The sequence below is a fragment of the Microbacterium hydrocarbonoxydans genome, from assembly GCF_023715885.1.
GTDB lineage: Bacteria > Actinomycetota > Actinomycetes > Actinomycetales > Microbacteriaceae > Microbacterium > Microbacterium hydrocarbonoxydans_C.
In genome coordinates, this window is sequence record NZ_JAMBOY010000006.1 from 123,900 (window position 1) to 136,125 (window position 12,226).

General features: G+C 69.2%; 10 protein-coding genes. All 10 read right to left on the bottom strand.

The window, feature by feature from the left end:
• Positions 1-58 precede the first annotated feature (58 nt).
• The 10 genes from M3195_RS15200 to rsmH are packed head-to-tail and all read right to left on the bottom strand — an operon-like array spanning position 59 to position 12,147.
• Positions 59-982: an FtsQ-type POTRA domain-containing protein gene (locus tag M3195_RS15200; protein ID WP_251588821.1), complete on the bottom strand. Its 924-nt coding sequence runs from the start codon at positions 980-982 to the stop codon at positions 59-61.
• A 3-nt stretch (positions 983-985) separates the two neighbouring features.
• Complete coding sequence (gene murC / locus M3195_RS15205) at positions 986-2,383, bottom strand: UDP-N-acetylmuramate--L-alanine ligase (RefSeq protein ID WP_251588822.1); 1,398 nt, start codon at positions 2,381-2,383, stop codon at positions 986-988.
• A gap of 53 nt (positions 2,384-2,436) precedes the next feature.
• Positions 2,437-3,513 carry a UDP-N-acetylglucosamine--N-acetylmuramyl-(pentapeptide) pyrophosphoryl-undecaprenol N-acetylglucosamine transferase gene (locus tag M3195_RS15210; protein ID WP_251588823.1) on the bottom strand — a complete coding sequence of 359 codons (1,077 nt, stop codon included), beginning with the start codon at positions 3,511-3,513 and terminating at the stop codon, positions 2,437-2,439.
• Positions 3,510-4,778 (bottom strand): putative lipid II flippase FtsW, encoded by a 1,269-nt coding sequence (gene ftsW / locus M3195_RS15215; protein WP_251588824.1) that lies wholly within the window; start codon positions 4,776-4,778, stop codon positions 3,510-3,512. The genes M3195_RS15210 and ftsW overlap by 4 nt, the downstream gene beginning before the upstream one ends.
• Positions 4,747-6,285: a UDP-N-acetylmuramoyl-L-alanine--D-glutamate ligase gene (gene murD / locus M3195_RS15220; RefSeq protein WP_251588825.1), complete on the bottom strand. Its 1,539-nt coding sequence runs from the start codon at positions 6,283-6,285 to the stop codon at positions 4,747-4,749. The genes ftsW and murD overlap by 32 nt, the downstream gene beginning before the upstream one ends.
• Entirely contained in the window at positions 6,275-7,387 is a 1,113-nt protein-coding gene (gene mraY / locus M3195_RS15225; protein ID WP_251588827.1) for a phospho-N-acetylmuramoyl-pentapeptide-transferase, read from the bottom strand. Before mraY ends, murD begins: the two co-directional genes overlap by 11 nt.
• A complete protein-coding gene (locus M3195_RS15230; protein ID WP_251588828.1) occupies positions 7,384-8,796 on the bottom strand; it encodes a UDP-N-acetylmuramoyl-tripeptide--D-alanyl-D-alanine ligase in 1,413 nt (470 codons plus the stop codon). The genes mraY and M3195_RS15230 overlap by 4 nt, the downstream gene beginning before the upstream one ends.
• A 27-nt stretch (positions 8,797-8,823) precedes the next feature.
• Positions 8,824-10,611: a peptidoglycan D,D-transpeptidase FtsI family protein gene (locus tag M3195_RS15235; protein ID WP_251588829.1), complete on the bottom strand. Its 1,788-nt coding sequence runs from the start codon at positions 10,609-10,611 to the stop codon at positions 8,824-8,826.
• A 31-nt stretch (positions 10,612-10,642) separates the two neighbouring features.
• Positions 10,643-11,215: a hypothetical protein gene (locus tag M3195_RS15240; protein WP_251588830.1), complete on the bottom strand. Its 573-nt coding sequence runs from the start codon at positions 11,213-11,215 to the stop codon at positions 10,643-10,645.
• A complete protein-coding gene (rsmH, locus tag M3195_RS15245; protein ID WP_251588831.1) occupies positions 11,212-12,147 on the bottom strand; it encodes a 16S rRNA (cytosine(1402)-N(4))-methyltransferase RsmH in 936 nt (311 codons plus the stop codon). The genes M3195_RS15240 and rsmH overlap by 4 nt, the downstream gene beginning before the upstream one ends.
• Positions 12,148-12,226 lie beyond the last annotated feature (79 nt).

Sequence of the window (12,226 nt, forward strand, 5' to 3'; positions counted from 1 at the left end):
CGCCGCATGGGTGCGCGCGCGCAGCGACACGGGCGTGTCGTGTGTTTGCCGCGCGAACTCAGCCCACGACGACCGCGTGCGGCGAGGTCACGTCGATCGACGACGCCCCCGGCACGGAGAGCAGCGTCTTCGCGAGGACCTCGCTCTTCAGAGGCGAGTTCTCGGAGTTGCCCCACACGATCGTCAAGCCTGTGCTCAGCGTCAGAGTGACGTCGTCGGGCGTCGTCGCCGTGACGTCGGTGAGCGCCGCCCGCAGATCCGCCGGGACCGAGCGCACCACGAGCCCCGCAGACTCGAACGTGGCGGAGTCGGTGCCTCCGGTGATGTTGAGGATCGGCTGACCCGCCGGCTGGTCGGAGGTCGTCGACAGCGCGACGCCCGCGGCATCCACCAGCGTGTACCCCGCGTCGGAGCGCATGACTCCGACGGGAGTGCGCTCGACGATGCGCACCGTGAGGTCGTGCGGCGGTTTCGCCTCGAGCGCGTAGGTCTCTATGAGCGGGAACGCGAGCAGCGATGCCTTGACCTCGCTCGAATCCACGAGCGCGAGCGGGGTGCCCAGCTGATCCGCGAGCGCGGCCTCGAGGCTGGCGGGGTCGAGCGTCGTCGCGCCGACCACGGTGATCTTCTCGACGGCGAACAGCGGACTGTACGCCGCGGCGACGCTCCCGCCCACGACCAGCACAGCGGCCCCGACCACGCTCAGCCAGACGATCCTGCGGCGACGGGACCGCTGCGTGAACCGCCGGATCTCCGCACGAAGCGCCTTCCGCCGCGCTCGCGCGGCACGCCAGACGTCACGCGCAGACATCTCCCGGTCGTCATCGACGGCCTCCGTCAGAGGGATCTCCGAGATCGTCCCCGGTGCCGCTCCGCCTCGTTCGACGACGCCCTGTCCGGCCGCGGTGTTCGGGCGACGTCGCGCGGGCGCGTTCTCCGCGGATTCACCGGCAGGCGTCGGGAGCGGGGGCGGGCGGCGCATGCGCTACGCCTCGGTGGTCCGCAGCGACTCGAGCACCTGCGGGATGATCTGGTAGACGTTGCCGCACCCCAGCGTGATCACGTAATCGCCCTCTCGGGCGACGGATGCGGTGTAGTCGGCAGCCTGCTGCCAGTCGGCGACGTAGTGCACATGGGACGGGTCGCGGAACGCGCCGCTCACCAGTTCGCCGGTGACCCCGGGGACCGGGTCCTCCCGGGCGCCGTACACGTCGAGCATCACCGTGTGATCGGCATACGTCTCGAGCACGTCGGCGAACTCGCGGAACATGTGCTGCGTGCGCGAGTAGGTGTGCGGCTGCTGGATCGCGATGATGCGTCCGTCACCGGAGATCGACCGCATCGCCTCGAGCGCCGCGCGCACCTCGGTGGGGTGGTGAGAGTAGTCGTCGAAGACCGCGACCCCTCGCTCGACGCCGTGCTTCTCGAGGCGTCGAACGGTGCCGGCGAAACCCTCGACGGCTCGCGCCGACTCCTCGAGTCCGAATCCCAGGGCTCGAAGCACGGCGACGGCACCCGCCGCATTCACGGCGTTGTGCACGCCCGGCACGGCCAACTGCAGGCGGACGCTCTCGTCGCCGTGCGTGAGGGTCGCGGCCACCGGGCCCGCGGCGACGATGTCGGTGATGCGGAGATCGGAGACCTCGGCCTGGCCGAAGGTCACGACGTTCGGGTGCGAGAGACCCGCACCCACGCGCAGCGCGCCCGCGTCGTCGCTCGAGATGACGACGGCCTCCGTCGCCGCGTCCGCGAAGCGCACGAACGCGTCGTGGAATGCCTCGTCCGATCCGTAGTGGTCGAGGTGGTCGGGGTCGACGTTGGTGATGAGGGCGACGGCGGTGTCGTAGAGCAGGAACGTGCCGTCCGACTCGTCGGCCTCGATCACGAACAGCTCGCCCGAGCCTGAGGCGCTCGAGACTCCGAGCTGCTCGATCACGCCACCGTTCACGAAGTTCGGGTCGGCGCCCAGCTCCTGGAGCGCCGTCACGATCATGCCGGTCGAGGTCGTCTTGCCGTGGGCTCCGGCGACCGACACGAGACGGCGGGAGCCGATCAGCCAGTGCAACGCCTGCGAGCGGTGGATGACGTGCAGGCCGCGCTCCTTCGCCGTGACGAACTCCGGGTTCTCGGGCCAGATCGCTCCGGTGTGCACGACCGTGTCGGCGTCGCCCAGATGTGCGGCGTCGTGTCCGACGTGGACGGTCGCCCCCGCGGCGGCCAGGGCGCGCAGGTTGTCGCTGTCGGCCCGGTCGCTGCCGGAGACGCGGATGCCCGCGTCGAGGAACATGCGCGCAAGGCCGCTCATGCCGGATCCGCCGATGCCGATGAAGTGCGCGGAGGAGATCGACTCGGGGATCGGGAGGGAGAGGTCAGGTCTGATCATGTCGGGTTCAGTCTACTTTTCGGGTCGGACGGAGCGGCGCAGTGCGACGCCGGTCACACGGAGGCGAGAGCGCGGTCGACGAGCGCGATGAGGTTCTCCGTGCCGCTGCGGGTCCCGACCGTCGACGCAGCCGCCGACATGGCGGCGAGGCGGTCGGGATCGCCCAGGAGCGGGACGACGATCCGTCGCACGGCGTCGCCGTCGAACGTCGCGTCGTCGAGGAGCTTCGCAGCGCCGGCGGCGACCGCGGTGGCGGCGTTCAGGCGTTGCTCTCCGTTGCCGACCGAGTACGGCACGTACAGAGCGGGGATGCCGAGGGCGCTGATCTCGCTGACGGTGGCGGCTCCGGAGCGCGACACGATGAGATCCGCCAGGGCGAACGCGAGGTCCATGCGGTCGACGTACCGCACGAGCGCGTAGCCGGGAACGCCGGGATCGGCGAGATCGCTGCGTTCACCCGTGACATGCAGCAGCTGCCACCCCGCCGCGAGCACATCGCCCCACGAATCGGCCAGAGCGTCGTTGAGGCGCTGGGCGCCGAGCGATCCGCCGAAGACGAGCAGCACGGGCCGCGACGCATCCAGTCCGAAATGCGCGGCCGCCTCGTCGCGCGCCGCTGCACGATCGAGCTCGATGACCTCTCGCCGCAGGGGCATTCCGACGACTTCGCCGCCGCGCAGCGGCGTGCCTGCGAAGGCCAGACCGGTCGCGGCGGCACGACGAGCGCCGAGCACGTTCGCGAGGCCGGGGCGCGCGTTCGCCTCGTGCACGACGAACGGGACCCGCTCGCGACGCGCGGCGACGTAGGCGGGCGCCGAGGCGTAGCCGCCGAATCCGACGACCACATCGACGCCGTGAGCGCGGATGTGGTCGCGCACCTGGGCGACCGCTCGACGGAACCGCAGCGGGAACCGCGCGGCCTGCGCGTCGGGACGCCGCGGGAACGGCACCTTGTCGACCACGAGGAGCTCGTAGCCGCGGGCGGGCACCAGTCGGGACTCCAGTCCCTCCGCCGTGCCGAGCACAAGCACCGCCGCGTCCGTGTCGCGGGACCGCAGGCCGTCGGCGACGGCGAGCAGAGGGTTGACGTGACCGGCGGTTCCCCCGCCGGCGAGAAGGTATGTGGTCACCGAGAGACCCTACCCCGCCCGGCCGAGGGCCCCCGTCCAGCCGAGGGCGCCCGCCCCGGCGAGCCTGCCCGCTCAGCAGCGCGCGTCTCAGCAGCGGGGATCGTCCTGGCGAAGGCGAGGAGCACGCCGCAGGCGATGAGCACGGCGAGCAGCGCCGTTCCTCCCTGCGACATGAAGGGCAGCGGCACGCCCATGACCGGGAACACCCCGATGACGACGCCGATGTTCAGGACGGCCTGGCCCGTGATCCACACCGTGACGCCGCCGGCGGCGATGCGGATGAACGGGTCGGCGGTCTTGCGGATGATGTGGAAGGCACCGACCGTGAACAGTGTGAAGAGCGCGAGCACGACCACGCAGCCGATGAGGCCGAGCTCCTCCCCCACGATCGCGAAGATGAAGTCGTTGCCCGCCGCGGGCAGCCAGCCGTACTTCTCCTGCGAGTTGCCGAGGCCGACGCCGAACACGCCGCCAGAGGCCATGCCCCAGATCCCGTGGATCGACTGGTAGCAGTCGCCGGTGTAGGCGGACATGTCCGAGCACGTCGCGGTGATGCGCCGCATCCGGTCGGGGCTGGTCACCGCAAGGGCGATCACCGAGGCGATGCCGAGCAGCACCGGGAGGATGAAGAGCCGTAGCTTCACTCCCGAGAAGAACAGGCAGCCCAGGAGGACGAGCACGAGCACCATGGCTGTACCGAGGTCCTTGCCGGCGAGGACGGTGCCGATCGCGAGCGCGCCGACGGGCACGACGGGGATGAAGACCTGGTGCCACGTGCCGAGCATCGTCTGCTTGCGCATCAGCACGTAGCCGATCCACAGCGCGAGCGCGAGCTTGAGGAACTCCGAGGGCTGCAGGGTGAAGCCGGCGATCTTGATCCAGTTCCGGTTTCCGCCGTCCTCGATGCCGAGGGGGGTGAAGACGAGCAGCTGCAGCGCGATCGCGCCGAACAGCGCCGGCCAAGCCATGCGCTTGAGGAAGCGGACCGGCATCCTCGAGATGAGGAACATCAACGGAACGCCGAGCACCGCGAACACGCCCTGCCGCAGAGCGCCATCCATCGGGTTCTCGCCTCGGGAGACGGCGGTGGCGCTCGTCGCGGACAGCACCATCACGAGCCCGAAGATCGTCAGCAGCAGCGCCGCAGAGGCGATCATGAGGAACTCGGTCGAGAGCGGGGTGAAGCGGCGACCGAGCGAGACGCGCGCCGCGAGGCCGCCCGAGGATCCCGACTCAGAGCGCGGGGGGCGTGCGACCTGTGTCATCGGCGCTCCCCCGGTCGATCCAGTCCTGCACCGCTTCGGCGAAGCGGCGGCCCCGATCCGCGTAGCTCGTGAACTGATCGAAGGATGCCGCCGCGGGAGCCAGCAGCACCGTGCCCTCGCCGTCGACGATCCCCGCAGCGATCTCCACCACGCGGTTCATGACCTCACCAGTCTCGCCAGCATCCACCTCGAACACGGGCACCGTCGGCGCGTGTCGCTCGAATGCCGTCACGACCTCGGAGCGCTCGACGCCGATGATGACTGCTGCGCGGGCGGACGCGCCGGCGGTGGCGACCAGGTCGGCGATGTCGACGCCCTTCAGGTCCCCGCCGACCACCCACACGGCTCCAGGGTATGCGCGCAGCGACGAGGCCGCGGCGTGCGGGTTCGTCGCCTTCGAATCGTCGACCCAGGTGATGCCGGCATGGCGGGCGACGACCTGGATGCGATGGGCATCGAGACGGAAGCTCTGGAGAGCGTCGTGGATCGCCTCGGGGGCGACGTCGAGCGACCGCGCGAGCGCACTCGCCGCGAGGATGTTCTGCACGATGTGCGGCGCGCTGAGCCCGGCGGTCTCGAGATCCGCGACGGTCGTGAGCTCGAGCGCGCTGCGTGCGCGATCGTCGAGGAACGCGCGATCGACCAGGAGTCCCTCGACGACGCCGAGATCGCTGGGTCCGGGGATGCCGAGATCGAAGCCGATAGCGCGCGCCCCCTCGACGACCTCGGCGTCCTCCACCATCAGACGGGTCGCCTCATCGCCCTTGTTGTACACGCAGGCGACGCGGGTGTTGCGGTAGACGAGCGCCTTCGCGTCGCGGTAGGCGCGGGCGCTGCCGTGCCAGACGAGGTGGTCGTCGGCGAGGTTCAGGCAGACGGAGGAATGCGGGTACAGCTCGCCCTCGGGCTCTGCGAGGCCGAGGTACCAGAGCTGATGACTCGACAGCTCGACGACCAGCACGTCGAAGCCGGAGGGGTCGCGCACGGCATCCAGCACCGGCACGCCGATGTTGCCGCACGGCGCCGCGCGCAGACCGCCCTCGACGAGCAGACTCGCGGTGAGCTGAGTGGTGGTGGTCTTGCCGTTCGTGCCCGTGATGAGCACCCAGTCGGCCGGGGTTCCGTCGGCGCGCACGACCTTGTCGCGAACCCGCCAGGCCAGTTCGACGTCGCCCCACAGGGCGATGCCCGATTCCTGCACCCAGCGGATGACGGGGTGCGAGGGCGCGAACCCTGGCGAGGCGATCACGACCTCCGCGTCGAAGTCGACGAGCGTCTGCGGCACGTCGCTCAGCGAACCGAGCTCCAGCCGCGCGCCGACGACGGGGACGAGCTTCGCGTACTCCTCATCCGCCGATTCGCTGAGCACGAGCACCTCGGCGCCGAGCTCCGTGAGGGTGTCGGCGACCGAGAACCCCGTCGTGGACAGGCCGAGCACCGCGACCCGGAGGCCGGCCCAGTCGGCGTTCCAACTGGTGAGCGACGCCAGCCGGGACTCAGTCGACACGGGTCAGCCATTCCACGTAGAAGAGGCCGACCGCGGACACGGCGAGGAGTCCGGCGATGATCCACATCCGCACCACGATCGTCACCTCGGACCACCCGCGCATCTCGAGATGGTGGTGGAAGGGGCTCATGAGGAAGAGCCGCTTGCCGCGGGTGATCTTGAAGTAGGCGCGCTGCAGGATGACGGAGCCCGAGGCGAGCACGAACACGCCGGCGATCACGAGCAGCAGCAGCTCCGTGCGCGTGAGGATCGCCATGGCGGTGATGACGCCGCCGATGGCCATCGAGCCGACGTCGCCCATGAAGACCTTGGCCTTGGGGGCGTTCCACCACAGGAAGCCGATGAGGCTGGCGGCGAAGGATGCGGCGACGATGGCGAGGCTGAACGGATCGCGCACCTCGTAGCATCCGCCGATCGCCGCCTTCTCGACCCCCTCGCCGACGCACGACTGCTTGAACTGCCAGAAGGCGATGAGGCTGTAGGCGCCGACGACGATCACGCCGGCCCCGGCGGCGAGGCCGTCGAGTCCGTCGGTGAGGTTCACGCTGTTCGAGGTCGCGACGCCGATGATCGAGATCCACAGCAGGTAGAGGACCCAGCCGACGACGACGGTGAACGCGAACAGGTTCAGCCACGGGATATCGCGGAAGAGCGAGATGGATCCCGAGGCGGGCGTCTGGTCGAACTTGTTCGGGAAGTTGAGGGCGACGATGCCGAACGGGATCATGACGATCAGCTGCCCGATGATCTTGCGCCATCCGGAGAGACCGAGGCTGCGCTGGCTGCGCACCTTCATGTAGTCGTCGATGAAGCCGACGGCGCCGAAGCCCACCATGAGCCAGATGACGAGGATCGCCGACAGCGCTGGTGTGCCTCCGCCGACGAGGACGCCGGTGAAGTATCCGACCATGGTGCCGGCGATGAAGATGACCCCGCCCATCGTCGGGGTGCCGCGCTTCGCCTCGTGGCTCGGATTCTCGAGCGCTTCGGGGGTGCGGATGACCTGACCCCATCCCCACTTGCGGAAGAGCCGGAGGAAGACGGGAGTCAGGAAGAGAGTGAAGGCGAGCGAGATGGCCGCCGCCATGATGAGTGACCTCACGAGAACAATTCTCCCAGACGATCACCGAGGTGCCGGAGCCCGACCGAATTGGAGGACTTCACGAGCACGCGGTCGCCGTCACGGAGCTCCTCGCGCAGATAGTCGAAAGCCGCGTCCTGATCGGGGAAGAAGACGGCTTCGCTGTCCCACGACCCTTCGCCGATCGCGGAGATGTAGAGGCGGCGCGCTTCCGGCCCGACCACCACGATGCGTTGGATGTTGAGACGCACGGCGAGCAGGCCGATGCGGTCGTGCTCTTCGCCGGCACTCTCGCCGAGCTCGCTCATCGCGCCGAGCACGGCCACCGTGCGCTCGTCGGGGCCGGTGATCTGCGCCAGCGTGCGCAGGGCTGCCGCCATCGAGTCGGGGCTCGCGTTGTAGGCGTCGTTGATGATGCGGACACGGTCGTTGCCGAGTGGCTGCATGCGCCAGCGCTCGGCGATCTCCACGGTCTCGAGTCGCTCGACGGCATCCGCCGTCGAGACGCCGAGTACCCCGGCGGCGGCGATGGCCGCGAGGGCGTTGTTGATGTGGTGCGCTCCGAGGACGCGGAGGTGCAGCGGCACCCGCGCCCCGGCTGCCTCGATCACACACGAGGTACCGGATGCCGTCACCTCGAGTCCCTCGGCCCGCACCTGCGCCGCAGTGCCCTGACCGAACCCGACGACGCTCATCCCCCGCGACTCGGCGAGCTCACGCATCGCCGCGACCCGTGGATCGTCGATGTTCAGCACGGCCGTTCCGGTCGGGGTGGCCGCCGCGACGAGTTCCGACTTCGCCTTCGCCGTGGCCTCGATGCCGCCGAAACCGCCGGCGTGCGCCAGCCCGACCATGAGCACGACGACGACGTCCGGTTCCACCAGCCCGGCGAGATGGGCGATGCTGCCGGGCGCGTCCGCTCCGAACTCGCTGACGAGGAAGCGCGTGTCGTACGTGACGCGCAGCATGGTGACCGGGGCGCCGACCTCGTTGTTGTACGAGTTGATGGGAGCCACGGTGGCTCCCTCGTCCGACAGGATCCGAGCGAGGAAGTTCTTGGTCGTGGTCTTGCCGTTCGATCCGGTGATGCCGACGATCTTCAGCGAACCGGCAGCACGGACCCGCGCGACGACTTCTCGGGCGAGGTCTGCCAGCGCGCGAACCGCGTCCGGAACGACGATCTGGGTGATCTCCACGTCGATCTGCCGCTCGACGATCGCGAGCGCGGCGCCGGACGCGAGAGCCGATCCGACGAAGTTGTGACCATCGGTCGCGGTGCCGGGCTTCGCGACGAAGATCGAGCCGGGACCCATGTTCCGCGAGTCGGTGTCGACGACGCCGTCCACCACGGTCTCGGCCGTGGCGGCTCCCGCGAGTCGCAGATCGCCCCCCAGGACGGCGGCGATCTCAGCTAGCGACAGGGCGATCATGACATCTCCAGGCGCGCGGCGCGCCGATCATTCGAACTTGGGAAGCAGTGCGTCCATCGGGGTGGAGGACGGCATCACGCGGTACGTCTTCATGGTCTGCGTCACCGCCTTCTGGAAGGCCGACGCGGTCGCCGCGGATGATGTAACTCTAGTCGGCTCATCGAGAGTCACGACGACGACGTACTGCGGATCGTCGACGGGCGCGAAACCCACCATGCTCGTGTAGTACACGCCCTGCTTGTAGCCGCCGTTGCCGTCCGGGATCTGCGCGGTACCGGTCTTGCTGGTCACGCGATAGCCGGGAACCTGGATGCGCTCGGCGTTCCCACCCTGCACCGCGACGTTCTCGAGCATCCGGGTGAGATCCGCCGCCGTCTGAGGCTGGATGATCTGCTCACGACTCGGTGCGTCGGGGGTGACCACCGAGCCGTCCGGCGCCGTGCACGACTCGACCAGCGAGAGGCCGATCTTCTCTCCGCCGTTCGCGATCGCCTGGTAGGCGCCCGCGAGCTGCGGAGCGGTCACGGTGAAGTACTGCCCGAAGGTCGTCGTGTACAGCGACTGGTTGTCCCACTGATCCGTGGGGTGCAGGAGGCCGGACGATTCGTCGGGGAAGCCGACGGTCGTCTCGCCGACGCCGAAGCGCTGCAGATAGTCGTGGCGCACATCGGGGCTCACCATGGTGCCGAACTTCGACAGTGCCACGTTCGACGAGTCGATGAGCGCGCCCGCGAGCGTGTACTGGAACGTCGGATGCACGAATGCGTCGTTGATCACGGCGCCGTTCGGGAACTTCTCCTTCGAGGATGCGGAGACGGTCGGACTCGTCATCGTGACGCCCCCGTTCTCCATGACGGCTGCCGCGGTCACGGCCTTGAAGGTCGATCCCGGCTCGAACGGGTAGGTGAAGAGCTTGCTGCCCCAGGTGTCCGAGCTCGAGGCGTTGAGATCGTTCGGGTCCATGGTCGGCCACTCGGCGGCGGCGCGGATCTTGCCCGTCGAGACCTCGACCACCGTGACCGTGCCGCCCTTGGCGCCCTGCGTCTGCGCCTCCTCCGCGATCATCTGCTGCATGTACCACTGCAGGTCGCTGTTGATCGTCAGCTGCACGGTGCCGCCGTCGACGGCATCCGTCCGACTCTCACTGCCCGGGATGATGACTCCGTCCTTGCCGGTGCGGTAGCTCTCCTCGCCGTTCGTCGGCGCGAGGCACCTGTCGTCCATCTTCTCGACGCCTGCCTGCGCCGCCCCGGTGCCGTCGAGGAAGCCGACGACGTTGCCGGCGACCGCGCCGTTCGGATACACCCGGGTCTCGCGCTCCTCGAAGTGCAGATACTTCACGCCCTCCGCCTTGAGCTCCTTGAGCTGGATGTACTGCTCGGCGTTGAGGCCCGTCTTCACCTGGTACCACTGCGACTCGGGGTCGGCGGCGTGCTGCGCCTCGACTCCCGTGCGGAGAGCCTCGGCGTCCACGCCCGTGATCTCGGCGATCCGCTGCGCGGCTTCCGCCCATGGGATCTTCGGCGGATTCTTGTCGTCCGTCTCGAGCAGGTTCATGACCTTCGGGTCGACGTTGGCGTCGTACACGGCCACGCTCTCGGCCAGCACGTTGCCGTCCGAGTCCACGATCGACCCACGGTCACCGTAGATCGTGGTGCCGTGCGAGATGAACTCGAGCGACTGCGACACGTGTTCGTCGGCGCGGACGATCTGGATGTCGACGAGGCGCACGATGAACGCGGCGAGGATCGAGAGGATCACGGCCAGTGCGACGACCGTGCGTCGCCGCGGCGTCCGGGTGGCTCGTGTCGTCATGGACTCTCTCCGTCAGATCGTGGTGGTGGATTCAGCGCGTCGTGGGGCTGGGAAGGCCGTCTGTGATCGCCGGTGGCAGTTCCTGCTGCGTCTGTCCCGCCGCGGCGTCGGAGGCGGCATCATCCGTCGCCGTCTCGGTGACGGGGGCCTGGAGCAGCGCGTTCCCGACCGCTCCTGCGCCGTTGGGGTCGATCGTCGACATGCCGCCGGCGCCCGTCCCCTGACCGAAGATGGCGCCGTCGCTGAGACGGAGATACGAGGGGGTGCCTGCGACGACCATCCCGAGCGATGCCGCCCCCGTCGCCAGCGCCTGCGGAGAGCTGAGACCCGTCAGGTCCTCCTGCAGCGCGTCGGTGCGGAGGTCGAGGTCGTGCTGCTGCGAGGTGAGGCTGGCGAGCAGGAACGAGTCCTGTGTGATGGCCAGCGACAGACCGATCTGCGCCGCGCCGATCGCCATGGCGCCGGCGAGGGCGACGAGCGCGTACGCCAGCTTGGGCTTACGACGCCTCGGCGCGCTGGTGACGGGCTGGAGCTGTCGACGCGGAGCGCGTGCCGGCGACTCCCTCTCGACGGTCCGTGGCCGGGCTGCTGCGGGAAGACTCATGCGTCACGCACCTTCTCCGCGGCACGCAGGCGCACGGGGATCGCGCGGGGATTGCGTGCCCGCTCGTCGTCGTCGGCCAGTTCCGCTCCGCGGGTGATGATGCGGAAGCGCGGTGCGTGCTCGGGCAGCTCGACCGGGAGGCCTTTCGGCGCCGTGGAGGCGGCGCCCGCCGCGAACGCCTGCTTCACGAGTCGGTCCTCGAGGGACTGGTACGACATCACGACGATCCGGCCTCCGAGCGCGAGGGAGTCCATGGCGGAGGGGATCGCGTCTGCGAGCACGCTGAGCTCGCTGTTGACCTCGATCCGCAGGGCTTGGAAGACGCGCTTCGCAGGATGGCCGGCACGCTGCGCAGCGGCGGGTGTCGCCGCGATGAGAATGTCGACCAGCTCTCCCGATCGCGTGATGGGCTTCTGCTGACGAGCCTCGATGATGAAACGGGCGTAGCGGCCGGCGAGCTTCTCCTCGCCGTAGCGCTCGAAGATGCGGCGCAGGTTGCCCTCGCTGTACAGGGCGATGACCTCGGCTGCGGTCAGGCCCTTGGTCTGATCCATGCGCATGTCGAGCGGGGCATCCTTCGAGTACGCGAATCCGCGATCCGCCTCGTCGAGCTGCAGGGATGAGACACCGAGGTCGAAGAGGATGCCGGACGCTCCCTGCGCGTGGAGTCCGATCTCGTCGTACACGGTGTGGACGAGGGTGATGCGATCGCGGAAGCGCGCGAGACGCTCCCCCGCGATGCGCAGGGCGTCGGTGTCGCGGTCGAGGCCGACGAGACGGATGTTCGGGAACCGCTCCAGGAGCGCCTCGGAGTGCCCTCCCATGCCGAGAGTGGCATCGACGAGGATCGCCCCGTCGCGCTGGAGGGCGGGGGCGAGCAGCTCGATGCAGCGTTCGAGCAGGACCGGGGTGTGGATGTCGCGGAGGTTCATGATCTTTCTCGGGTGACCTCTGTCTCGGAGACCAGGGCCCTGATCCCCCTCCGCTTCTCGACCCGGCACCGGGGAAGTG

Excerpts from the sequence above, each read along its gene's own strand:
- M3195_RS15200 (WP_251588821.1), bottom strand. The coding sequence starts at position 982 with ATGCGCCGCCCGCCCCCGCTCCCGACGCCTGCCGGTGAATCCGCGGAG.
- murC (WP_251588822.1), bottom strand. The coding sequence starts at position 2,383 with ATGATCAGACCTGACCTCTCCCTCCCGATCCCCGAGTCGATCTCCTCC.
- ftsW (WP_251588824.1), bottom strand. The coding sequence starts at position 4,778 with ATGACACAGGTCGCACGCCCCCCGCGCTCTGAGTCGGGATCCTCGGGC.
- M3195_RS15235 (WP_251588829.1), bottom strand. The coding sequence starts at position 10,611 with ATGACGACACGAGCCACCCGGACGCCGCGGCGACGCACGGTCGTCGCA.
- rsmH (WP_251588831.1), bottom strand. The coding sequence starts at position 12,147 with ATGAACCTCCGCGACATCCACACCCCGGTCCTGCTCGAACGCTGCATC.
- M3195_RS15230 (WP_251588828.1), bottom strand. The coding sequence starts at position 8,796 with ATGATCGCCCTGTCGCTAGCTGAGATCGCCGCCGTCCTGGGGGGCGAT.
- M3195_RS15240 (WP_251588830.1), bottom strand. The coding sequence starts at position 11,215 with ATGAGTCTTCCCGCAGCAGCCCGGCCACGGACCGTCGAGAGGGAGTCG.